24 protein-coding genes are annotated in these 21456 nt (G+C 57.1%); 10 read left to right on the forward strand and 14 right to left on the reverse strand.

Features of this window, described 5'->3' with window-relative positions; all coding sequences use genetic code 11:
- The first annotated feature begins 193 nt into the window (after positions 1 to 193).
- Positions 194 to 847: an HAD hydrolase-like protein gene (locus AC1RJ3_RS22255; RefSeq protein WP_493080538.1), complete on the forward strand. Its 654-nt coding sequence runs from the start codon at positions 194 to 196 to the stop codon at positions 845 to 847.
- Here AC1RJ3_RS22255 and AC1RJ3_RS22260 read toward each other — a convergent pair.
- From AC1RJ3_RS22260 to AC1RJ3_RS22275, 4 genes are all read right to left on the reverse strand, one after another.
- Positions 821 to 1591 (reverse strand): tetratricopeptide repeat protein, encoded by a 771-nt coding sequence (locus AC1RJ3_RS22260; protein WP_493080540.1) that lies wholly within the window; start codon positions 1589 to 1591, stop codon positions 821 to 823. The two genes, AC1RJ3_RS22255 and AC1RJ3_RS22260, sit on opposite strands and share 27 nt — an antisense overlap.
- A gap of 111 nt (positions 1592 to 1702) precedes the next feature.
- Entirely contained in the window at positions 1703 to 2287 is a 585-nt protein-coding gene (locus tag AC1RJ3_RS22265) for an eCIS core domain-containing protein (protein WP_493080542.1), read from the reverse strand.
- A 191-nt stretch (positions 2288 to 2478) separates the two neighbouring features.
- The gene (locus tag AC1RJ3_RS22270) at positions 2479 to 2937 is read right to left on the reverse strand and encodes a GNAT family N-acetyltransferase (protein ID WP_493080633.1); all 459 of its coding nucleotides are present in this window, start codon (positions 2935 to 2937) and stop codon (positions 2479 to 2481) included.
- Between the two features lie 295 nt (positions 2938 to 3232).
- Positions 3233 to 3637 carry a DUF3224 domain-containing protein gene (locus tag AC1RJ3_RS22275; RefSeq protein WP_493080544.1) on the reverse strand — a complete coding sequence of 135 codons (405 nt, stop codon included), beginning with the start codon at positions 3635 to 3637 and terminating at the stop codon, positions 3233 to 3235.
- A 178-nt stretch (positions 3638 to 3815) separates the two neighbouring features.
- Between AC1RJ3_RS22275 and AC1RJ3_RS22280 the strand changes: the two genes are divergently transcribed.
- Positions 3816 to 4664, forward strand: coding sequence for an AraC family transcriptional regulator (locus AC1RJ3_RS22280; protein ID WP_493080546.1), 849 nt, complete (start codon positions 3816 to 3818; stop codon positions 4662 to 4664).
- 220 nt (positions 4665 to 4884) lie between these two features.
- On the opposite strand, the gene AC1RJ3_RS22285 is transcribed toward AC1RJ3_RS22280, so the two are convergent.
- Positions 4885 to 5472: a TetR/AcrR family transcriptional regulator gene (locus AC1RJ3_RS22285; RefSeq protein WP_173859952.1), complete on the reverse strand. Its 588-nt coding sequence runs from the start codon at positions 5470 to 5472 to the stop codon at positions 4885 to 4887.
- Positions 5473 to 5620: 148 nt separating this feature from the next.
- Between AC1RJ3_RS22285 and AC1RJ3_RS22290 the strand changes: the two genes are divergently transcribed.
- The 4 genes from AC1RJ3_RS22290 (at position 5621) to AC1RJ3_RS22305 (ending at position 9585) form a co-directional block, all read left to right on the forward strand.
- The gene (locus AC1RJ3_RS22290) at positions 5621 to 6721 is read left to right on the forward strand and encodes an alkene reductase (protein WP_493080548.1); all 1101 of its coding nucleotides are present in this window, start codon (positions 5621 to 5623) and stop codon (positions 6719 to 6721) included.
- A gap of 54 nt (positions 6722 to 6775) precedes the next feature.
- Positions 6776 to 7564 (forward strand): SDR family NAD(P)-dependent oxidoreductase, encoded by a 789-nt coding sequence (locus AC1RJ3_RS22295; protein WP_493080550.1) that lies wholly within the window; start codon positions 6776 to 6778, stop codon positions 7562 to 7564.
- Positions 7565 to 7648: 84 nt separating this feature from the next.
- Positions 7649 to 8518 (forward strand): alpha/beta fold hydrolase, encoded by an 870-nt coding sequence (locus AC1RJ3_RS22300; RefSeq protein ID WP_493080552.1) that lies wholly within the window; start codon positions 7649 to 7651, stop codon positions 8516 to 8518.
- Between the two features lie 68 nt (positions 8519 to 8586).
- A complete protein-coding gene (locus AC1RJ3_RS22305) occupies positions 8587 to 9585 on the forward strand; it encodes an NADP-dependent oxidoreductase (RefSeq protein WP_493080554.1) in 999 nt (332 codons plus the stop codon).
- Between the two features lie 224 nt (positions 9586 to 9809).
- Here AC1RJ3_RS22305 and AC1RJ3_RS22310 read toward each other — a convergent pair whose 3' ends face one another.
- The 4 genes from AC1RJ3_RS22310 to AC1RJ3_RS22325 form a co-directional block, all read right to left on the reverse strand.
- Positions 9810 to 10253 (reverse strand): RDD family protein, encoded by a 444-nt coding sequence (locus AC1RJ3_RS22310; RefSeq protein ID WP_347927168.1) that lies wholly within the window; start codon positions 10251 to 10253, stop codon positions 9810 to 9812.
- Entirely contained in the window at positions 10246 to 10464 is a 219-nt protein-coding gene (locus AC1RJ3_RS22315; protein WP_493080556.1) for a hypothetical protein, read from the reverse strand. The genes AC1RJ3_RS22310 and AC1RJ3_RS22315 overlap by 8 nt, the downstream gene beginning before the upstream one ends.
- Before the next feature lie 18 nt (positions 10465 to 10482).
- On the reverse strand, positions 10483 to 10881 hold the full coding sequence (locus tag AC1RJ3_RS22320; RefSeq protein WP_146039821.1) for a hypothetical protein: 399 nt from the start codon (positions 10879 to 10881) through the stop codon (positions 10483 to 10485).
- Between the two features lie 449 nt (positions 10882 to 11330).
- Positions 11331 to 12371, reverse strand: coding sequence for a hypothetical protein (locus AC1RJ3_RS22325; protein WP_493080559.1), 1041 nt, complete (start codon positions 12369 to 12371; stop codon positions 11331 to 11333).
- An 87-nt stretch (positions 12372 to 12458) separates the two neighbouring features.
- On the opposite strand from AC1RJ3_RS22325, the gene AC1RJ3_RS22330 reads away from it, so the two are divergent.
- On the forward strand, positions 12459 to 13019 hold the full coding sequence (locus tag AC1RJ3_RS22330; RefSeq protein WP_347927171.1) for a hypothetical protein: 561 nt from the start codon (positions 12459 to 12461) through the stop codon (positions 13017 to 13019).
- 270 nt (positions 13020 to 13289) lie between these two features.
- Here the strand turns inward: AC1RJ3_RS22330 and AC1RJ3_RS22335 are convergent, their stop codons facing one another.
- Both AC1RJ3_RS22335 and AC1RJ3_RS22340 read right to left on the reverse strand, forming a co-directional pair.
- Positions 13290 to 13691 carry a VOC family protein gene (locus tag AC1RJ3_RS22335; RefSeq protein WP_347927172.1) on the reverse strand — a complete coding sequence of 134 codons (402 nt, stop codon included), beginning with the start codon at positions 13689 to 13691 and terminating at the stop codon, positions 13290 to 13292.
- Positions 13692 to 13875: 184 nt separating this feature from the next.
- Positions 13876 to 14799 (reverse strand): LysR family transcriptional regulator, encoded by a 924-nt coding sequence (locus AC1RJ3_RS22340; protein WP_493080562.1) that lies wholly within the window; start codon positions 14797 to 14799, stop codon positions 13876 to 13878.
- Positions 14800 to 14942: 143 nt separating this feature from the next.
- On the opposite strand from AC1RJ3_RS22340, the gene AC1RJ3_RS22345 reads away from it, so the two are divergent.
- Positions 14943 to 16496: an MFS transporter gene (locus AC1RJ3_RS22345; protein WP_347927174.1), complete on the forward strand. Its 1554-nt coding sequence runs from the start codon at positions 14943 to 14945 to the stop codon at positions 16494 to 16496.
- Positions 16497 to 16519: 23 nt separating this feature from the next.
- Positions 16520 to 16795 (forward strand): hypothetical protein, encoded by a 276-nt coding sequence (locus tag AC1RJ3_RS22350; protein WP_347927175.1) that lies wholly within the window; start codon positions 16520 to 16522, stop codon positions 16793 to 16795.
- A gap of 346 nt (positions 16796 to 17141) precedes the next feature.
- Here the strand turns inward: AC1RJ3_RS22350 and AC1RJ3_RS22355 are convergent, their stop codons facing one another.
- Complete coding sequence (locus tag AC1RJ3_RS22355) at positions 17142 to 17996, reverse strand: LysR substrate-binding domain-containing protein (protein WP_493080564.1); 855 nt, start codon at positions 17994 to 17996, stop codon at positions 17142 to 17144.
- A 104-nt stretch (positions 17997 to 18100) separates the two neighbouring features.
- Here AC1RJ3_RS22355 and AC1RJ3_RS22360 point away from each other — a divergent pair, with 104 nt between their 5' ends.
- The gene (locus AC1RJ3_RS22360) at positions 18101 to 18742 is read left to right on the forward strand and encodes an FMN-dependent NADH-azoreductase (RefSeq protein ID WP_493080566.1); all 642 of its coding nucleotides are present in this window, start codon (positions 18101 to 18103) and stop codon (positions 18740 to 18742) included.
- Between the two features lie 31 nt (positions 18743 to 18773).
- On the opposite strand, the gene AC1RJ3_RS22365 is transcribed toward AC1RJ3_RS22360, so the two are convergent.
- Both AC1RJ3_RS22365 and AC1RJ3_RS22370 read right to left on the reverse strand, forming a co-directional pair.
- Entirely contained in the window at positions 18774 to 20360 is a 1587-nt protein-coding gene (locus tag AC1RJ3_RS22365; protein ID WP_347927178.1) for a DHA2 family efflux MFS transporter permease subunit, read from the reverse strand.
- The gene (locus AC1RJ3_RS22370; protein WP_493080568.1) at positions 20357 to 21454 is read right to left on the reverse strand and encodes an HlyD family secretion protein; all 1098 of its coding nucleotides are present in this window, start codon (positions 21452 to 21454) and stop codon (positions 20357 to 20359) included. The genes AC1RJ3_RS22365 and AC1RJ3_RS22370 overlap by 4 nt, the downstream gene beginning before the upstream one ends.
- Positions 21455 to 21456: the final 2 nt, after the last annotated feature.

Below are 21456 nucleotides of genomic sequence, written 5' to 3' on the forward strand. Positions count from 1 at the left end.
TGAGCTTCAACGTGCCAGCGTTTTTACACACTCAGATCCAGAAGCAGCCCCTCTACAAACGTTAACCTCGCCCTCCTTCCGTACCGATTCCGGAGCAGGGATAATGCGCCCTCCCAGTTAATCGGGCGACTTGATCGCCCTGCACAAGCAGCCGTCTGTATTCGGCTAGCACACTCCAGGGAGGAGCTTTTACATGTCATACCGACTTGTCATTTTCGACTTTGATGGCACGCTCGCTGATTCATTTCCGTTCTTTGTTACGGTGTTCAACCAGGTCGCTGACAAGCACGCATTCCGTCGGATTCACTCGCAAGAGTTGGACTCTCTGCGCAAGCAGGGAGCTCGGGAGATCATGACGCATATCGGAATGCCCCGCTGGAAGTTGCCTCTGGTAGCGCGAACCTTCATGGGCTTGATGAAGAAACATCGAAGCTCGATCCTGCTCTTTGAAAACATCGCCAATGCCCTGACCCATCTTGACGAAAAGGGACTGATTCTGGCCGTGGTGTCTTCTAATTCCCGAGAAAATGTCACGCAAATTCTGGGCTCCAGCTGTCGACATATCCAGGCCTTCGAGTGCGGTGCCTCGATTTTCGGCAAGGCGTCTCGCTTGCGTCGTGTCATGCGCAAATTCGGCGTGGCGCGAGAGGACGTGATCTACATCGGCGACCAACCTACGGATGGTGAAGCCGCAGCGACTGCCGGTATCGCCTTTGGCGCGGTTGCCTGGGGATATGGGACACATGACGCATTCGACACACTTCAATCCCATGAGTGGTTCGCCGATGTCAGCGAATTACGGCGACTGGCACTCAGAAACTCAACCGCGCACCAGGTAAGCCCCTAACGGCACCCGATGTCGCAGCTTCTTGCAGCTGCCGGGTGCGGGTTGATGCCCTGGCGGGCGATCAGGAAACCAGATTCGGCATTTACCTGGAGGCGGCCAATGGCCGCGGGGAATCTCGACCTCGTCATACTCGTACTCTGGCTCTGGCTCGACGGAAGTCATTTGCATTTGTCCTTCGGGCCGAGGTCTGCCAGCCGTCGGTGAATCCGATACCCCATCTGCCTTTGCGTAAGCGAAGTTACCAGCGTCGCGCCCAGCATCCCGAGTGGATTGTTCAGCAACGGCCATTTCTGCTTCGCGGCGCCGTTGGGTCTCCTCTTCCAGCCCCTGCTGTACGGCGACCTGGTCCGCTTTGGCGTTGGGTGGGGTATTCGAAGCCTGGGCCTGCTGCGCCGCCTGGATCAATTGGAAGTTGCGGTTGCGTAACGCGACGTTGCCACCCACCCGCATGTTCGAGCGCACCGCCAACGTTTCAGCCTGCTGGTACTGCCCCTGCTGAAGACGCAATACACCGAGGTAATGCAGAGTCGCGGGATTGTTCGGCTGGATATGCAGGGCACGCTCCAGCGTGGCAGCGGCCTGGTCCAACTGGCCATCGCCGTACTGCCGCGAGGCCGTTTCGATCAGGGTGGTTGATGCGCTGTTACTTTGCGAGGGCGCTCTCCGCTCGGCAGCCACCGAACCAAGCGACGCGACGGCGCAGAACACCAGGATAAGACCCGGCAGAAAATTCTTGGTTGGCATCAGGGGGTGGACTCGACTGATCTCGGACGGCACTGCCGTAAAACAGCTCCCAACTGACCTGGCGAGTACCCTGAAGTTCCCGCTGCATAGGCTCCAGCTTGCGGATAATCTTCAGTGAGTCCCTTCCCGCACCGACCGTCTGACTTCAGCCTGTATGGCATAAGCCGGCGCCTCCACAGCATTGAAGTCTTGTGTATAGCGCTGGGCAAATCCTTCTACCCCCCATTCCTGATACTGCTGCACGTGCTTGAGTTCGTGAGCCCAGAGTGCGATGTCCTGCTCTGCGGTTTGAACGTCCCGGAAGAGGATGATATCGATCAGCGTCACGGCACCGACATCGGGGTTTTGCAGCATGGCAGTGGCGGAACTGAATTGGCCGTTGTCGCTAACTGTGTAGCGCGCGGCATCGAGGACACTGGAGTCGTACCAGCGCAGCAACTGCTCCCGGATGTGCGGCGGAATGGGCTGGACGCCGCCGTTGGCTGCTTCAGCGCGCGCTTGGGTCAGCCACAACGCCAGGGCAGGTGCCGCGATCTGGTCGATGCCATCAGGCATCGGCCCCAGATCCGGCAGGCAGATGCAGCCGTCCAGGCACACTTGCTTCTCGCCAGCTGGGCAGGGTTTGGCCTGGGCTGGCACTGCAAGAGTCAGGCAAAGAACAAACAGCGCCACCAGGCACGTGGTGATAGGCGGCATTGGGTCCTCCAGGGACGGACGCAGCGCGCACAGTCGATCACCATTGATCGACGACCTGCATAACTTTAGCGTATCCCTATCGGTCTCTTTTCGATGACTGCTGTGGGCCAGGCTGTGTGAAAACGCAGGCGTCCTATCAGAGTTTTGCTGCTTATAAAAAACACGCAGCGGAAATGTGAAGTCGGCGTTGACTATAAACTCCGTGACATAAGGTATTGCTCTTTCCCCCAAGCCTCAAAGCGCTCCAACACTTCCCAGCCAAGCGTGGTGTAATAATTGCTCTGGTTGTGGGTGTGCAAGTACAAGGTCGTGAATCCAGTGTCTCTTGCATGGTCACAGATGCCTGCGATTAACTGCGCTGCGAGCCCTCTCCTTCGAGCGTCAGGTGTGATGAACACACACGCAAGCCACGGGCCCAGATCCGGCCGGTCAGAAAGGTCGTTACTGGCAAGTGTAGCGCCGCCCAGCAACTGGTCTCGTTCCGTTGCGATCAGGCACTTCCAACGGCCATCACGCTGTCCATCGGAGAACTCTTGTTGCCAACTTGAAAGAGATTGCTGCGCAAATTCATAACTGAATTCCCGATAAAGCCATTCGGCCATAACATCGCACTTGTCCATTTGTGTATCGAGCCAATCCACTCGCAGCATCTGAATAACGTCCATTCACAGTCTCTCCAGTTTTTCAATTCACACTGCGCGCTGCATCCCAGATGTCTCGTGCACCCAGGCCGGCATGCCACTGCCGTTGCATATCCCGCAGCGTACAGTTGTTGCGCGTCGTCCAATTGCGCCACGCTGTCTGTGCAGATATTCGCAAGTGGGCAAGTTACTTCCGGAACGAGCATGGGGGCAACGACTCGGAGCGGTTTCACGAAAGCCAGCACGGCGGCTGGTAACGTCAATACGGTGATGGCCGATATCAGGATGATGCGTTTGAGCTTCATCACTGTTCAGCGCGTGGCATGAGTTGATAGTTGAACAGATAGAAATGCTGCCCATCACGGATATCTATTTCCATCGTGCCGCTGAGTCCCTCCAATTCGCCGGTACCCGAGTCGGGCACGACCTGAATGGTCAGTGTTCGCTGGCCTCTGTCCATCGTTCCAAAATGCATCAACACAAAGCTGCCTGCCCTTCCCGCCAGATTACCCTCAACCCGCTCCATCGCCACATAGCCGGCAGATCCCGGGACCGTCGAGAGGGAGGCAAGCATCTCTCCCAGACTATTGGCCACCAAGTCTCCCTGAAACGTCTTGTGTATGGCCTTTCTGCTCAGTTGAGCGGCCTCGGTACCGGTCGCAACAGGATGGACGGGGAGTTGGACGTCGAATGTTCCCTTGGCTTGCATGCTGTCATCTCCATTAAAAATCCAGGTAATGCCGTAAGGTCTATACCTGACGCAGTTGTTGTCGACGCTAATCCCTCGACTGTTTACAGTCCGCCTATGCCGAGATCAGCGGCTTATTTGAGCGGTCCACACAGTCGGACCTATCCCTGATTTGTATTGGAGCAGATGGCGACCGAAGATGATTGGAAAAACACGACCAGCCTCTATTGTTATCCTGCAGCCCGCACGAGGCGTCCTTAATCAGCGATTGACGAGCCCGCAGTTCACTCACGTTCGCGAGGCCCCCTCAGTCCAGTTGACACCCTGGGTTGAGCATTATTGGTATGTCAGCTGGAATCTCAGCGATCAGCCTGCACAGCAACAGGAAACCCTGCCTCACCCCAATGTGCATCTCGTTGTGGAAAGGGGTCAGGTCCATGTGTGGGGACCCCGTCGCTCCCGCTTCAGCAAGACGCTGTCCGGCAACAGTTGGGCGTTTGGAATCAAGTTTCGTCCCGCTGCATTCCAGCCATTTCTGGGCGGACCTGTCAGTCGGTTGGCCAACCGATCGATCCTGGCCTCTGAAGTTTTTGGGGCGGCGGTCGACAGGTTGGCCGAGCAAATCGAATGTCCGGGGATGGCGAGCCTGTGCGAGCAATCAGAAGCGTTGCTGAGTCCCTGCTTGCCGCAACCCGATGAGCGTGTAGAACTGCTCAATGACCTCATCGCCCAAATCGCGTCAGACAACAGACTGACAACAGTGGCACAACTCAGTGAGTTGTCCAGAGTTAGCGAGCGGCAGTTACAACGCCTCTTTGCCCATTACGTTGGCGTAAGTCCGAAGTGGGTGATTGCCCGATACCGGCTACATGAAGCACTGACCCTGCTGCAGAGCGGCGAAGCCAGGCCGGGGACGGATCTCGCGCTCAAGCTGGGTTATTTTGATCAGGCACACTTCATCAGGGACTTCACCCGGATGGTCGGTCTGGCACCCGCAAAATATGTCCAGACATATACGGCTTTGTTGCGGAATGCTGACGCGGGGTGAGTCTCCCCTCCCCCCAGGCGGACTTATCTCACTCGCACCGTCATCGGTACTCCAAGTGCTGAACTGATCACGATGAACCGATTGCTTCGTCCAGTGCCGCCCCACACAAAGGGGCCCGCCAAAGCATAGACGGTTGAATCCACACCCAAAAGTTGACTTTCAGGTCCGCGCATCAAAATCGAAGTTCTACCGAAAATCATGCTTTGAATGAGCCGCCCCTCTACCCCGCTTCCGCTTCATTGACCGGTAACGAAGCAAACATTTCAGCGCGGCACACCTCAAGGATCTCATCCGCCAGCGCGGAATCATCCGGGCAGGCACGCGACAAAATAATCGCACCGACAGCACGAGACAGCAGGTCGATCATTTTCTTTCTGTCCTCACCCGGAGCGGCATCCGGCCTGGTCGGATATTTGTCCCCCAGTGTTTGCAGGATGTGCTCGATCCCTTCGGCAAACGTCGCTTTCACATCGTCCGATTGACGCGCCGCGTCGCCACACAACGCGGCCATGGTGCAACCGCTGCCACGTCCGTCCCGATGCTCCCTCGTCACATAGACGTCGATGAAGCCCGGAACATCGAGCGCTTCCGCGCCCACCAGCGATTTGGAAAGACTGCAGGCAGAGGCTTCGGCCATCAGGTCGGCCTTCGAACCGAAATGCTTGTAGAAACCTCCGTGGGTGAAACCGGCAGCCGCCATGAGATCCGATACACCGACGCCGTCGAAGCCGCGCTCACGGAACAGCTCAGAGGCCGTTTCAACGATGTGCTCCCGATTGGCCTGCGCCTGGGCCTTGGTCACTCTCACGTGCAATACCTCATGTCCACTGGGAAATCATGCGCCCAATGATACATAGATGTTGGTCATAATCAAAATCGTTGACAGTTTAGATTTCGATCATCATCCTAATTGCACGCACAACGATCTTCATCAACGGGCACGGAAGAAATACCAAATGACCGACCAGAATCTGTTTACCCCTTACACGCTTGGCGCCCTCACGCTGTCGAACCGTGTCGTCCTCGCGCCACTGACACGCAACCGCGCAGGCGAAGGCTTTGTGCCAAGCGAGTTCGCGGCCACCTATTACAGCCAACGCGCAAGCGCAGGCTTGCTGATCAGCGAAGCCACGCAGATTTCCCAACAGGGTCAGGGCTATCAGGACACCCCCGGGATCTATACGCAGGCGCAGATTGATGGCTGGCGCAAAGTGACCGATGCCGTCCACGCCAAGGGCGGAAAAATCTTCCTGCAACTGTGGCATGTCGGCCGCGTATCGCACGTTGATCTGCAAGAAAACGGCGCCGCACCCGTAGCCCCTTCTGCGTTGCGAGCCGCGACAAAAGTATTCGTCAACAACCGCTTTGAAGACGTCTCCGAGCCGCGCGCACTGAACATCAGCGAACTACCGGGGATCGTCGCCGATTTCCGCCGGGCCGCAGCAAACGCTATCGCCGCCGGGTTCGATGGCGTGGAGATTCACGGCGCAAACGGCTATTTGCTGGATCAATTCCTCAAGGACAGCGCCAACGTGCGCACCGATGCTTACGGCGGTTCGATTGAAAATCGTGCGCGTCTGTTGCTCGACGTGACGGCAGCCGTCGTCAATGAAATCGGCGTGGATCGCACCGGTGTGCGCTTGTCGCCGGTGTCGCCGGCCAATGGCGTTTCCAGCAGCGATCCGCAGGCGCAATTCGATTACGTCGTTGATCAACTCGACGCCCTCGGCGTCGTTTATCTGCACGTGGTCGAAGGCGCGACCGGTGGCCCGCGTGACGTGGCGCCATTCGATTTCGGCGCCCTGCGCCAGCGCTTCAAAAACACCTACATCGCCAACAACGGCTATGACCTGGACCTGGCGACTTCGCGGCTCGCCGAAGACCAGGCCGATCTGATCGCGTTCGGTCGCCCGTTCATTGGCAACCCGGATCTGGTGGAGCGCCTCAAGCGTGGCGCGCCGTTGTCCGCTTTCAATCCCGCCACCCTCTATGGCGGCGGCTCGGCAGGTTACATCGACTACCCGACGTTGGCTGAATCGAGCTCCACCGCAAGCTGAGCAATCAATGACCGCGTTTTCTGTTTTCACACACCCTGAAAGAGAGATGATCCCATGAGCACTCGCCCTACTGTTCTCATCACTGGCGCCTCCACCGGCATTGGCGCCGTCTACGCCGAACGCTTCGCTCAACGCGGTCACGACCTGGTAATAGTCGCCCGCGACCAGGCACGCCTGGACGCACTTGCAGCCCGATTGCGCAGCGAACACGGCGTCGCCGTCGATGTAATTCCGGCGGATCTGACCCAACTCAGCGATCTGACAACCGTTGAGTCCCGCCTGCGCGACGACGCCCGTATCGGCATCCTCGTCAATAACGCCGGCGCCGCTCTGTCCGGCAACTTCATCGACCAAAGCACCGACAGCGTTGCGCAACTGGTCGCCCTCAACACCACGGCGCTGGTGCGCCTGGCCAGCGCCATCGCCCCACGCCTGGCCAAAGCAGGCGACGGCACGATCATCAACATCGGTTCGGTGGTGGGTCTTGCGCCGGAGTTCGGCATGTCGGTCTACGGTGCGACCAAGGCGTTTGTGCTGTTCCTTTCCCAAGGCCTGAGTTTGGAACTTTCACCTCAGGGCGTGTACGTGCAGGCCGTGCTGCCGGCGGCCACCCGCACGGAAATCTGGGATCGCTCCGGCGTCGACATCAACACCTTGAACGAAATCATGGAAGTGGACGATCTGGTGGATGCAGCACTGGTCGGTTTCGATCGTCGCGAACCGGTGACGATCCCGCCGCTGCAAGAAGCTGAACGCTGGGATGACCTGCAAATCGCACGTCAGGGTCTGCTGGGGCAAATCCGCCAGTCTGCGGTTGCCCAGCGCTACCACACTCAACAGTGATCTTTTGGTAGCGAGCATTCGCGCCGGATTCGATGCAGGCGTGCCAGACGCTGCATCGAATCCGGCCCGCTGTTCGGAGTAGAAATGAATCCAACGAAGACAAATACCCCCGCTGGCTCGCAGACGTCGTTCGTCGACGCGGCGAACCAGTCGATTACGGTCAACGGCATTCCCTTCGCCTATCGCGACACCGGCCCCACAACCGGTGTGCCACTCGTACTGTTTAACCATTGGGGCGCGGTGCTGGACAACTTCGACCCCGCGATAATCGATGGCCTGGCACAAACACGGCGCGTCATTGCCACCGACTATCGCGGCATCGGCGGCTCTGGTGGAACCGCGCCACTGACGGTCGGCGAAATGGCTGACGATGCCATCCAGCTGATACGTGCGCTGGGTTTCGAGACCGTCGACGTGCTCGGTTTTTCACTCGGAGGCTTCGTCGCTCAGGACATCGCCCTGAAGGCACCCGAATTGGTACGCCGATTGATTCTCAGCGGAACCGGGCCGGCCGGCGGCACCGGTATCGACAAGGTCGGTTCGGTGACGTGGCCATTGATGATCAAGGGCTTGCTGACCTTGCGAGATCCCAAGGTCTACCTGTTCTTTACTTCGACGCCCAATGGCAATCGAGCCGCATCGCAGTATTTGCAGCGCTTGAAAGAGCGCAAAAAAAATCGTGACAAAGGCCCGACGCCCAGCGCTTTCCTACGGCAGTTGAAAGCCATCACCGCGTGGGGCAAACAGGCGCCCCAAAACCTCGGGCGCTTGTGGATGCCGACGCTGATCGTCAACGGCGACAACGACATCATGGTGCCCAGCGTTAACTCGATTGCGCTTGCCAACTGCATTCCCAACGCACAGCTGGTCATTTATGAAGATGCCGGGCACGGCGGCATTTTCCAGCACTACGTTGACTTTGTGACCAAGGTACTGGCGTTCCTTGATGCCTGATAACACGGCGCAGCAACGCCGCAAACGCTCCGCCCACCCTCATTCCAACCGACAAGAGCCGCACAACGATGAAGGCATTTTTAATTGATCGCTATGGCAAGAACACCGGGCGCATTGGCGAAGTGCCCGCCCCCGCGGTGGGCGCCCGCGACGTCTTGATTGAGGTACACGCCAGCAGCGTCAACCAGTTGGATTCGAAGATCCGCAAAGGCGAATTCAAACTGATCTTGCCCTATTCATTTCCGCTGGTACTGGGCAATGACCTGGCGGGCATCGTGGTTGAGGTTGGCTCGCACGTGAAACGCTTCAAACCGGGAGATGAAGTCTACGCTCGCCCGCCCGAAGCGCGGATCGGGACGTTCGCTCAATTGATCGCCGTGAACGAAAACGCGATCGCCCTGAAACCTGCCAATACCAACATGGCACAAGCCGCGTCCATCCCCTTGGTCGCGCTGACCGCCTGGCAGGTGCTGGTCGAAACCGCCCAACTGAAAAGTGGCCAGAAAGTGCTGATCCACGCTGGCTCCGGTGGTGTCGGTACCCTCGCCATCCAACTTGCCAAACACCTCGGCGCCTTTGTCGCGACCACCACCAGCACCGCGAATGTCGAATGGGTGAAGGCGCTGGGGGCCGACCTGGTGATCGACTACACACAGCAGAATTTCGACAGTGTCTTGCACGACTACGACGTGGTGTTGAACAGCCTCGGCGCAGACGTACTGGAGAAGTCACTCAAGGTCCTCAAGCCCGGTGGCCAGCTCATTTCCATCTCAGGGCCACCCACTGCGCAGTTCGCGCAGGAGCAAGGGTTGTCCTGGCCATTGCAGCAAGTCATGCGCCTGCTGAGCCTCGGTATTCGGCGCAAGGCACGCAAGCAGGACGTCAGCTACGCGTTCGTGTTCATGCGCTCAAATGGCACCCAGCTGCAACAAATCACCGCGCTCATTGAGGCCGGAATCATCAAACCTGTAGTTGACCGCTCCTTCCCCTTTGAATCTACGGCAGAGGCATTGAAGTACGTCGAGCAGGGACGAGCCAAGGGCAAGGTCGTTGTTACGATCAAATGACTACGCCATCTATCGATAAGTCGACCGCAGAGGCTGCGCAACGTTTGCCACTTCAGCAGTCATCATCCGGGGTGACTTCGCCAGAGTGGCAGAAACAGGAAGAGCTGCAACCGGACGTTGAAGTGAAAACAGGTGTAAACCTATTTCAGGACTGGACAGACAAAACTCGGTTATCCATAAATAAATCCGCCCCCTTCTCTCATCATAGCCATACCGAAATCAATTTATTTGACATTGACCACCATGGTCATGGCAAGCATATCGCCGAGACGTCGCCTAAACCCGAAAAACACAAAGACTGCGTCTAAAATACTAAACATCACTTTCGGAACGTTTCGTAAAAGCGACTGAAAAATCGTGCACTTCGTATTCACAGGAAATCCTACTACGGACATCTTCAACAACCGTTTACCCACACTCTGGCCGTTCGGTAGAGCATCACAAAACAGAAAATAGCTGATCGCGAGAACCAGCAGAATATTATTGATCACGCTGTAAAAAAGCGCGACGCTGTAGGAGCTACTCGCCATGAGTTTATAACCAATCAATCCTTTCAAAAACATCAGAACAAACACAATAGACAGATCAATAAAATATCCGGCCAGGCGTTTGCCCGGACTGGCCAAATCGTATAACGACTTCAATGCTTTGGATTCAGCATTACGCATCAAGCTCTCCACCATCTAAAAAAACACAAAAAAAACGGACCAAAAAGCGGACAGATTTATTTTCAACGACTAAATCGTTTATCAATAAATAAATCCTTCCCCTTTTAATGTCTAGATCTTGAGGAATACCAGTTCGTGCCGCTAAGTCTTCGCGCAAACCATCCCGAGCAAGTGGTGATACTGCCGGAATATCATCTACAGCCCCGATCACACGACCTTTTTGCAGCAACTATCCATTAGAAGAGGATTGTTTCATCCAGTCCTCTCTAAGCCCAACCAAAATATTCATAACATTAGAGTAAGTCAAGAACGGTAGAGAAAGCGACAAATGAGATGAGCCATATTCTATATCTAAAGGAACATAAAAATCCAAATCCCCTGAGCGCCCAGCGTTCAAAAACAACTCTACCTTCAGGTGGCTGTTAATGCTAGAAATGTCAGCAAACAATATTTTATCCACGATTTCATTTTTCCCAAAGGAAAAACCATCCACATATACATCTAGCCTGCCATCTTCTAGATTAGTAGAAAGTAATACCTCCCCCTCTTCAGCACCCTCATGAAAGCGCCCTCGACCTGAGGTCTCTATAGCTTTCATCCTTTTTTCAAGAGATCGACGAATCTTCACTGCCCAACCCCCTTTTCGTGCATTCTTGAATCGCAGTTTGCCAAGGACCAGGCAAACCCATCCCACATCTGAACCATCCCCCCCCCCCCCCCCAAAAAAAATGGATGACACCCAAACCGACACCGACTGCCGAACTGATCCTCCTCTCAAACTGAGGGGGGTGATCGAGCGTGTGAAGGGGAAGAACGATATCAATTCAGCCAAGTCTGATACCCGCGAGGAGCTTCGCAAGAACCTACCTGCTGCTCTGAAGGGCGGGGGGGTATGTGCATCCGTGGCGTCCTTGAATCACTACTCACTGGTCAACTACGTCACCGTCCACGCTCATACGCGTGTTCAACTGGCGTCGCGTATTGCCAAAACAGCAACACGGCGGCCAGGTGGATCAAGACAAGGGCGTGACGGATTTACATGCGTTCGCCATAGATATTCCATTCCACTTTCAATCATCAATTCTGCCAGCACTGTGCGTATCGTTCGCACACTCCATAACGCTTGTCCAATTCGGCCATGCGCGCCCAGTTATTCGCCATCACCTCCTTTTGCAGCTGTTCATTGAGCCGGTGGTAGTACTGCAACATGGCACCGTTAGTGGCCAGCGCCTGGGTGACGTCAGTTGCTTGGGTATCAGGCACCAGCGCCTTGATGGAGGGTGTATCCAATCGGGAGAGGCGCGTGCGGTACTCAACTTTGTACTGATCAAACGCGTTGGCCTTTATCCCTTGCGTTTGAACCAGGTAAGTCGCGACGTTCTGTCGATATTGGACCCAATAGGCATCCGGCAGATCAAGGTTCATCTGCTGTTTGCGCTTGTTGACCACCAGATCGACGGCCTCGACCTGGGCGCTCTCGCTTAGAGAAGTGGCCCCGGGTTTCATCTCCGTGATGATACTCTGCGAGACAATCTGCTCAATCAATCCGTCACGTTCCGGGGTGGCCGGCAGGCCTTTTGCGGGCACAGGGAACAGGGCGTTAGCGCCCATGCAGCTTGGTATTCCTTTATTCACCAGCGGGACTGGTGAGCGCGCCACTTGGCCCTGCACCTGGTGCAGACGTTTAAGCATTGTCATGCACTGACTGCCGGCGCGATTGAACGTCAACTCGTATTCAGCGCCACTTTGCGGCGTGAAGGTGAAGGCCATGCCACACACCGAGCCTGTCCCTTGGGTATTCAAATGCAGCAGCAGCTCTTTATTCGGGGACAGCCGGATTTCCAGATAAGGCGTTTTATCAGAGACCGGTGGCATCGACATGTCCACTCGCCTGCGAGTATTGGCGAGGAACAAGTTATTGAGGATGCCCGTGGTTTGCCCACCGCAGTGCTGCTCATCGAGCACGCTCAAAGTGGCACTACTCATGTCGCTGATAAAACGTAGCTTGGCGGCGTCTAGCTCGGTTGCGTCCGGGTAACTGCCCGATACACTGCAGCCGCTCAAGATCAATGCGAAAGCCACGGCACCCAATACACGGCCCGTAAAAAAACTACTCATAGAGGGGTGTCATCCTTAACGCTTGAGTTGAGAAGTACTGCATCATAATAGGAAAGCCACATTTTGTTTCGATGGACCGAGGATTGAATGCACAAGATAAGTCAGCTGTTTGTGATTGGAGTCACAGCCTTAGTGGGTGCCTGCTCGGCATTGCCGCCCGAAATGGCCCTGGACTCAAAAGTCTATTCCGCAGAAAACGCAGGCCTCGTCCTGGGTGCACTGATCGAGGGCGGCCCCTATGGCACCTGGATCAGCTTTCGCGACGTGAATACCGGCAAAACCTACGGCTGGGCCCCTAAGGATTATTACTCGGCATGGCTGCCCGCAGGCACCTATGAGGTGAGTGACCTTGGCTCGCGTCGCGGCCTCATGGGGCCCTACTCAAAACCCCTGCGCTTTACCGTGACGAATGGCCAACTCAATTACTTGGGCGAGATGACGTACGGCTGCCCACTCGCTGCGCACCCAGCAGCCATCTATGGCGTCAAGAACTGCGGCATTCTTGCACTAGCAACCTGTACGGTCGACCACCCCAGCATTGCCGTGTGTGTGGCGGACAGGCAGGAACAGTCGGTTCGAACCTTCGTGAAACAGCACCCACAATACTCCGAGCTTCCGGTCAGGCCGGCAGTGATGTCGACGCATTAAGGAGGCGAATTGTAGTGGTCTAATGAAACCGGACACCCATTTAGGCGAGAATGCTCGCCAAATAGCAAAAAGGGGACGCCCATTTTCGGTTCAGTGCCGACCCACACGAAGGGGCCCGCCGAAGCATAGGTTGCCCAAACCAGCAGGACCAACGCAATGATGCTGGTAATCACGGCCGGGGAAACTCTTCCTGCCTCCGCTGCGCGGGCGAAACGTTCGCCCCTTCCGGGCAATACGTCTTGTTGATCCAGCGCTTAGGGCGTTGGTGTATCACACCATATCGTCTGCATGGACAAAGCACAGTTTGTTACCCTCGGGATCGCGGCAATACGCGCCAAAGTAGTCTTCCGAATACTGTGGCCGTAAGCCCGGCGCTCCTTCGTCCTTGCCGCCCATCGCCATCGCGGCTTCCCAGGCAGCTTGCACCTGTTTTTGTGAGTGGGCTGCAAAGCTGACTTGTGTGCCGTTCCCCCACGTAGCCGGTAATCCGTTAAAGGGCAACTGAACGAAAAATTGTGGCCATTTTCTTCCTGGGAGCCGCCAGCCTGCTCCAGCAGGGCCATCGTCATCTTCATCAGGCATACGCACCAACCCCAAGGTCGTGAGAACCGCATCGTAGAAAGTGATCATGGTAGCGAGGTCACGAGCGCCAATCTGAATGTGACTGAACATGTCTTCTCCAAAAAAATATATTCGAAATGTCTAGTCCTGAAACAGCTGTAAACCTTATTCAGGACGGGACAACATCCATAAATAAATCCGTCCCCTGTTCGTTACCTTTTCGTTCCAGCGGACGGTCAGCGATTATCGGCACAGAGGCAACAACCTGTAAGGACGGCGCGGTGGCGACTGTGCTTCATGAGCGAGTTGCAGCTGGGCTGTCGACGGGAGGGATGGCAAACAGATGCTCGGCGGCAAAGTCCACGAATACGCGGATTTTCGGTGAAAGATGGCGACTGGACGGCCACAATGCCCAGAACTGCCCTTGATCTTCGCTGTGACCGTCGAGCAGCGTTTCCAGGCGCCCTTGGGCGATAGCTTCGCGCGCCAGGAAGTCCGGGACAAATGCGATACCGTGCCCATCCACCACGGCCATCAGCATGGCTTCCATATTGTTCAATGTCAGAGCGGTTGGCAGGCGCAACTGCGTGAACTGGGGGGCCGAAGACATACTCCAGTCCATTATTTTACCCGTCGTGACAAATCGATAACGCAAGCACTCGTGATGCTCGAGGTCACTGATAGTGACAGGCCGTCCCTTACGCTGCAGATAGTCAGGTGATGCGCACAGGACAAACTTAAAAGGCCCCAACTTTCGGGCCATCAGCTTGGAGTCGGCCTGGCCGCCGCTGCGAATCACTACGTCAAAGCCTTCATCGATCACATCCACCAACTGGTCGTTGAAGTCCAGTTCCAGCTCAATCTCCGGATAGGTTTTGCGGAACCGCGCCAAATGGGGAAAAAGAAAGCGATAACCGATGGTGGGCAAGCTGACGCGTAACTTTCCACGGGGTTCCTGTGTGGCATGGGAAAGCATCGCCCGGGCATCTTGAAGATCGTCGAGGATCTTTCGGCAGCGTTCATAGAACAACTGTCCCTCCGCTGTCAGGCTGACTTTGCGGGTGCTGCGGTGCAATAACCGCACATTCAGCGAAGCCTCAAGTTTGGCGACGTTTTTGCCCACGGCCGAGGCAGAAATCCCCAACACCCTGGCGGCGCTGATGAAACTGAGCGCCTCGGCGGTTTTTACGAATGAGATCACCCCACTAAGACTGTCCACAACTCGATTACATCCTTTTGGTTCACTATAAGCGGAATAAAAGCCCGTTTATCTTCGATTGTATCCTAACTAGAGTGTACGAACGATCGCGCGCCTCGGCCTGGACAGCACTGATACTTCATAGATATGCAGGGAATCACCTAATGAACTCAGCTACCGAACCGCTGCCGGCCCATGGCCGGCACTCCATATTGGCTGCAATTTGCCTCGCCGCCTTGGTATTGCCCATGAGCTTTACCGGCGGGGCAGTGGCCACGCCGTTCATTGGTCAAACCTTTGATGCCCATCCCACGGAACTGGCCTGGATCACCAATGCTTTCATGCTTAGCTTCGGCAGCCTGCTGATGGCCGCCGGCACCCTCGCTGACCTCTACGGGCGCAAGCGACTATTCATGTGCGGCATGGCGTTGTTTGCACTGGTGTCGATCCTGTTGGCGGCGGTCCCCGATATTTTCTGGCTGGACCTGTTGCGTGGCGTGCAAGGCATTGCCGCGGCGGCAGCCCTGGCCAGCGGTTCGGCGGCACTGGCGCAGGAGTTTGATGGGCATGCCAGAACTCGTGCTTTCAGCCTTCTGGGCACCACTTTCGGGGTTGGCCTGGCCTTCGGTCCGTTGTTATCGGGGTTGCTGATCGAGTACTTGGGCTGGCGTGCAATTTTCCTTTTCACGGCCCTGCTCGCCATCCTTTCCTTGATATTTGCCCTGCCGAAAATGCGCGAAAGCCGCGACCCGCAAGCACAGCGTCTGGATACGCCCGGCGTGCTGACGTTTTCCGGCCTGCTGATCATGTTTACCACGGCGGTGATCCTGGCACCTGAGCAAGGCTGGGGCTCGCCGGTCATCCATGCGCTGCTTGGCGCGTCGGTGGTCTTTTTGCTGCTGTTTATCATTGTTGAAAATCGGGCGAAACATCCGATGCTGGATCTGGGGCTATTTCTGTTTCCGCGCTTTGTCGGTGTACAGATCCTGCCGATCGGCACCTGCTATTGCTACATCGTCTTGATCGTATTGCTGCCGTTTCGGTTTATCGGCGTGGACGGGGCCAGCGCCTTTGAAGCGGGGCTGATGATGTTGGCACTCTCTGCCCCGATGCTGATTGTCCCGATCATTGCCGCGTCGCTAACTCGCTGGTTGTCGGCGGGCGTACTCTGCGCAATCGGCTTCGTGATCGCAGCGGCCGGGCTCTACTGGCTGAGTACGATCCCGGCCGGCACGCACGCGCAGATCATCGCGGCCATGCTGCTGACCGGTATCGGTACAGGCCTGCCCTGGGGTTTGATGGATGGTTTGTCGATCAGCGTGATCCCCAAGGAACGGGCGGGGATGGCCGCTGGTATTTTCAACACGACGCGGGTGGCCAGCGAAGGTGTCGCCCTGGCAATCACTGTTGCGGTGCTGACAGCCCTGGTCGCACACCATCTGAGCATCAGTGACTCGGTCAAACTGTCCGCTGTTGACTATTCAACTATCGCGCAACGCCTGGTGATGGGTGATATCCAGCACGCGAGCACCGACGCCAGCCAAATCCCGTTGACGATGCTGCGCTCGGCCTATACCGCAGGATTCAACACCTTGTTGCAACTGCTGGCGATGTTCACGCTGTTCACTGCCGCCGTGGTCTTTCTATTCCTGGGACGTCAAAACGAGGTCGGCGCCGAATCCGCGCCCGATGTCGCCCGTCTCTCATCGGATACCTGAAAGTCGCTTTGGAGCCATGCCTGATGTCACTCAACACACACTTCACGCCGCTGATTCTGGCGGGCATTGCCTTACTGTGCAGCTTGTCGATGGCCAATGTTTACTTCAACGAGGCACTGCTGCCGGTCTTCGCCAATGACATGCAGGACGTCGACAGACCGCTTTTGGCCGATTGCTACCCATGGCGATGGGCAGCAAACCCAAAGCTGCCTCTCAGAGAGCCAAAACTGAGGTTGTCACTCGTCAAACAGAGTCCAGCCATGGCAAATGCCGTCAAAGTCTTTTGCCGTAAAAAATAATACAAGTTCTTCTGGGTCAAATTTTTTGTACAGCCAGTGTCCAGAAACAGGGCCTCTCGTTATCACGTATTCCAAGCGGTACTTTTGAACAGCTCCAGAACCGAAGGAGGCTGAATTCAACTGTAATCTGTCACCTTGGTTGAGCGCCCATAGTTTTCCAACAAGGCAATCATCAAGTACCACCTCTTCAGCTGTCTCCATCAGATGCCGTGTATGAAGTTTTTTTTGAAGCCTAACGCTTCTGGCCATAGATCAACCTACCTATAAACAGTCTGAGCATCGGCATAGTAATACTGGAACGCGGAGGTGACCGCTTTGAGTCGAAAACGCCCCTTCATAAAGACGCTCAAGCCCTGCGCGTAGAGCAATACGCCACAATGAGCTGAGTAACCGCCGCCACAATCGCCTGATCCGCTTCAGGAGAGGTGAACAACCGAAATTGCACATCCGGTAAATCCGGTAACCCTTGTTCGGCCCCAAGAGCCACCAGTCCTTGCCCCAACTGGCTGAGAGGCATGGGCGCGACCGCGAAGCCTGCAAGCGCCGCCGTCCGCAACCCGGCGGCGCTGCTGCATAACATCGCCGTGCGTTGGGCGATCCCCGCCTGGGCCAGCCGTGTCAGCGCTGTCTCTCGATAAGGGCACGGCTCGGGGAACAGGGCCAACGGCAATGGCGTCGGTAACCGAGCGACGGGTTGCGCCGACCAGGCCCACACCAGCGGTTCTTGCCACAGCAGTAGCCCCGCTTCGCTGGTTTCGCATAGAGAACCGATGACCAGTTCCAGATGGCCTTGCTTCATCAGGTTCAGCAACGTGCCAGGAATGCCCACCTGCACGTCGATTTCCAGGCCCGGGTACTGCGCCGCGAAATCCTGAAAAGTGCGCAATAACCGCGATTCGACAAAATCCTCAGACACCCCGATCCGCAGCCGTCCGTGAAACGGCGTGCGCGTCAGTTCTGCCCAGGCATCACGGTTCAGCACAAGGATCGTGCGCGCATAAGAGACCAGGCGTTCGCCATCGGGAGTCAATTGCTGGGAGCGGGTGGTGCGCGTCAACAGCGGTTTACCAATCTGCTCTTCCAATCGCCGCATGTGGCCACTGACCGCAGACTGAGTGAGGTGCAGCTTCTGGGCGGCACGGCTGAAGCCTTGTTCATCGACGACAGTGACAAATGTCTTGAGCAGCAGTGTATCGAACATAGTTTTATTCGTGATCAATTGTGTTGGTATTTACGATTTATATTTCAAATCCAACTATGTTGCAATGCGCCCACTGCCCTACCCCCCACCACTCGAGGCGAACCATGACGACTCTTCTGCACATTGAATGTTCTCCGCGCAAGCAGCGCTCGGCCTCCCTTGAAGTCGCCCGCAGCTTCATTGCGCGTTACCAAGAACACGCCCCAGACACCGAAATCATCACGCTCGACCTTTGGAACATGGCGTTACCGGAATTCGATGATCTGGCCATGGAGGCCAAATACGCCGGGCTCAATGGCACGCCTTTGACCCCGGCGCAACAAGACGCCTGGAATACCCTGAAAGAGCTGGCAAGTCACCTGCACCGCTCGGATGTGCTGGTGATGTCTGTACCGCTGTGGAACTTCAGCATTCCGTACAAGCTCAAGCACTTCATCGACCTGGTGTCGCAGAAAGACATCCTGTTCAGCGTTGACGCGGAGCGCGGCCTGGAAGGCATGTTGCTCAACAAAACCGCCGTGGTGATGTACGCCCGTGGCCTGGATTTTTCGGCGCGGTCGAGCACGCCGGCAACGCGCTTCGACTTTCAGAAGCCCTATGTTGAAGCCTGGCTGAAGTTTGTCGGCGTGACGGATGTGCATTCAGTGATTGTGGAGAAAACCATCCTGGGCGAAGACGTTGATCGCAGCGCGCGTGAGGCCGCGACTCAGCAGGCCAGGAGATTGGCAGACAGTATCTGTTGCTGACGTTTCAGGGGCTCGGTTGGTGTGGGCTGTCTCACGCGACAGCTCGCGCTTTCGCGTATCGCACCAGGCCGATCTTGATGCCGATCAGTATGGGCGCGGCGACGACAAACAGCAGGGCCACGGCGTAGAACGCGGTGTCGAAGGCAATCACCGTGGCCTGACCTGACACGACCTTGCCCAAGAGGCTCGTCGCTGCCCTGCCAGCGGCCACTTGATCCATCCCCTTTCCTGCCAACATCGCCGTGGTGGCCGTCAGTCGTTCGATGAGCGCGTTTCCCCCCGGGGTGACGTTGGCGCCGAGAGCCGCGACATTGATGACGATGTGATGGTCAATCAGGGTCTGGATCCCGGCGACGCCCATTAAGCCACCCAATTGACGCCCGGTATTGAACAGCCCGATGCCGAAAGCGAGGTTGCGGCTGTTGAGGTCGCTGAAGGCGATCAGCGTAATTGACAGAAACAGGAAGCCAAGGCCCAGGCCCCGCAACAGGATAGCCGCCATCATGTCACCGGCGCCGCTGTCGCTGGTGGAGCCGGACAGCATCCACATCGCCCCCATGATCAGCAGGATGCCGAAGGGCACTGTCGCAACCGGTGGAACGCGGCGCACTTTGATAAAAAAGGCAGCGATGAGCAGCGAGCCGACAAACAAACCGCCACTGGGCAGCAGGAGCAAGCCGGCGTCGGTCGGGGTGAACGCCAGCACCGACAGGGCGAATGCCGGAATCAGAAATGCGCTGCCGAACAAGGCGGCGCCAGCGACAAAGCTGACGATAAAGGCAAAGGTAAAATCACTCGATTTGAACACCGTGAAATCGAATACCCCCAGGCCTTTGGCCAACGCTTGTTGGCCGAAAAATGCCAGCAGCGCGGCGGTGCCGATCATTGTCAGCATCAGGATCCGAGGTTCCTCGAACCAGTCCCATCGACTGCCTTGGCTGAGCACGTAGGTGAAACAGAACAAGGTGGCCGAGATCAGGGAGAAGCCGAGCCAGTCGAAGGGGCGCTGCCGGACTTGGGCAGGCGATGGGCCGTCTGCAATGAGCAAAAGACCCGTCGCCGCCAGGGCCAGCGGTACCACGCTGAAGAAAATCCAGGTCCAGGACTGACTGTCGATCAACCACCCTTGAAGGGCCGGGGCAATAGTCGCGGGCGCAACCACCGAGCCCATGGCAAACAGGGCTTGAAGTATCGGCTGAAAGGCTCGCGGCCAGGCACGAAAAATCATCGCCTGGCCCGCCACCAGCAGGGTGCCACCGGCGAAGCCTTGAATGATCCGAAGCGCGATCAGCAGGTCCAGTCGAGCGATGATGGCGGCCATGCAGCACGCCAGGCCCATGGCCAGGGTTGAGCCGATGATCAGGTTACGCGCAGAAAAACGCTGCATCAGCCATGCGGCCATGATGAACCCGATCAGCTTGAGCGTGGTGTAGCCGACATCCAGCCAGGCGATTTCATCAGGTGTTGCATAGGTGTCGCCGATGATATCGCCGCGCCCGATTGATAGAACGGTGCCGGCGATCGCTTCCGTCAGTGTGGCCAGCACGACGCCCACGATGAGCAGGACGCCAGTCGTAGCCTTGGCGCCGCTCGGCGTTGCGCTGGCAAAGGTGTTCATGAGCCGCCCCCTTGCGTCACCTCCACCCGCGCGGACAGACCTGGCACGATGCGCCCCGGCAGCGGATTGTCGGCCAGCCGGATCTTGACCGGAACCCGCTGCACGACACGGACAAAGTTTCCGGTTGCGTTGTCAGGCGGCAGCAAGCTGAACGCCGCCCCACTCCCCGGCGCAAAGCTGTCGACCACGCCTTCAAGTGCCGTGTTGGGGTAACCATCGACCGTGATGCGCACGCGCTGTCCGGGACGGATATGTTCGAGCTGGGTTTCCTTGAAATTGGCCACGACCCACACATCATTGACCGGCACGATATCGAGCAGGGAAACGCCCGGCGTCACGAGCCGGCCGACACGAACCTGGCGGTTACCGACGACGCCATCCACTGGCGCGCGTACCGCGGTGTAGTCAAGATCGATCTGGGCGAGATCGCGCGCAGCCTGTGCTTGCGACACGGCCGCCACAGCAGCCTCTCGCTCGGCCACATAGACGGCGATGTGTTGCTGTTGCGCCTCCACCGTTGCCGAAGCGGCCGATACCGACGCCTCGGCTCTGGAACGCGCCGTGCCGGTTTCATCGAACAAGGCCTGGCTCACCGCGTTGCTGGCGATCAGTTTGCGACTGCGATCGTGGGTCTTGGTTGCCAGATCCATGTCGGCGCTGGCTGAACGTCTTTGAGCTTCGGCCTGCCGAATCAACGCGCGCTGAAGCTGGGTCTGCGCATCGACATGGGTCAGGCGAGCCTTTGCCGCGCTGACATTAGCCTCTGCTTGCGCAAGCTTTGCGCGAAAGTCCCGGTCATCGATACGAAACAGGACGTCACCCGCCCGGACGGTCTGGTTGTCCACGACCTCTACCGCAGTGACATAGCCGGCCACCTTTGCAGCGAGTGAGGTCACGTCACCGCGAACATAGGCGTTATCGGTCGAGGTTGTGCCGCTCGAAACAGCCATGGTCCCCCAGGCAGCCACGACCACCACCGCGCCGACGCACAGCAGTATGCCGATTGTCTTGCGCGTGCTTCGCCGCGCCACTACGACGGTGGGTCCGGCGATTGCCCCGGTGGCAATGGCGGCCTGGTCCTGGAGCGAGTTCATTT

This window comes from Pseudomonas sp. GW822-FHT04C11, from assembly GCF_058800905.1.

Excerpts from the sequence above, each read along its gene's own strand:
- AC1RJ3_RS22255 (WP_493080538.1), top strand. The coding sequence starts at position 194 with ATGTCATACCGACTTGTCATTTTCGACTTTGATGGCACGCTCGCTGAT.
- AC1RJ3_RS22260 (WP_493080540.1), bottom strand. The coding sequence starts at position 1,591 with ATGCCAACCAAGAATTTTCTGCCGGGTCTTATCCTGGTGTTCTGCGCC.
- AC1RJ3_RS22265 (WP_493080542.1), bottom strand. The coding sequence starts at position 2,287 with ATGCCGCCTATCACCACGTGCCTGGTGGCGCTGTTTGTTCTTTGCCTG.
- AC1RJ3_RS22270 (WP_493080633.1), bottom strand. The coding sequence starts at position 2,937 with ATGCTGCGAGTGGATTGGCTCGATACACAAATGGACAAGTGCGATGTT.
- AC1RJ3_RS22275 (WP_493080544.1), bottom strand. The coding sequence starts at position 3,637 with ATGCAAGCCAAGGGAACATTCGACGTCCAACTCCCCGTCCATCCTGTT.
- AC1RJ3_RS22280 (WP_493080546.1), top strand. The coding sequence starts at position 3,816 with ATGATTGGAAAAACACGACCAGCCTCTATTGTTATCCTGCAGCCCGCA.
- AC1RJ3_RS22290 (WP_493080548.1), top strand. The coding sequence starts at position 5,621 with ATGACCGACCAGAATCTGTTTACCCCTTACACGCTTGGCGCCCTCACG.
- AC1RJ3_RS22295 (WP_493080550.1), top strand. The coding sequence starts at position 6,776 with ATGAGCACTCGCCCTACTGTTCTCATCACTGGCGCCTCCACCGGCATT.
- AC1RJ3_RS22300 (WP_493080552.1), top strand. The coding sequence starts at position 7,649 with ATGAATCCAACGAAGACAAATACCCCCGCTGGCTCGCAGACGTCGTTC.
- AC1RJ3_RS22305 (WP_493080554.1), top strand. The coding sequence starts at position 8,587 with ATGAAGGCATTTTTAATTGATCGCTATGGCAAGAACACCGGGCGCATT.
- AC1RJ3_RS22310 (WP_347927168.1), bottom strand. The coding sequence starts at position 10,253 with ATGCGTAATGCTGAATCCAAAGCATTGAAGTCGTTATACGATTTGGCC.
- AC1RJ3_RS22325 (WP_493080559.1), bottom strand. The coding sequence starts at position 12,371 with ATGAGTAGTTTTTTTACGGGCCGTGTATTGGGTGCCGTGGCTTTCGCA.
- AC1RJ3_RS22330 (WP_347927171.1), top strand. The coding sequence starts at position 12,459 with ATGCACAAGATAAGTCAGCTGTTTGTGATTGGAGTCACAGCCTTAGTG.
- AC1RJ3_RS22335 (WP_347927172.1), bottom strand. The coding sequence starts at position 13,691 with ATGTTCAGTCACATTCAGATTGGCGCTCGTGACCTCGCTACCATGATC.
- AC1RJ3_RS22345 (WP_347927174.1), top strand. The coding sequence starts at position 14,943 with ATGAACTCAGCTACCGAACCGCTGCCGGCCCATGGCCGGCACTCCATA.
- AC1RJ3_RS22350 (WP_347927175.1), top strand. The coding sequence starts at position 16,520 with ATGTCACTCAACACACACTTCACGCCGCTGATTCTGGCGGGCATTGCC.
- AC1RJ3_RS22355 (WP_493080564.1), bottom strand. The coding sequence starts at position 17,996 with ATGTTCGATACACTGCTGCTCAAGACATTTGTCACTGTCGTCGATGAA.
- AC1RJ3_RS22360 (WP_493080566.1), top strand. The coding sequence starts at position 18,101 with ATGACGACTCTTCTGCACATTGAATGTTCTCCGCGCAAGCAGCGCTCG.
- AC1RJ3_RS22365 (WP_347927178.1), bottom strand. The coding sequence starts at position 20,360 with ATGAACACCTTTGCCAGCGCAACGCCGAGCGGCGCCAAGGCTACGACT.
- AC1RJ3_RS22370 (WP_493080568.1), bottom strand. The coding sequence starts at position 21,454 with ATGAACTCGCTCCAGGACCAGGCCGCCATTGCCACCGGGGCAATCGCC.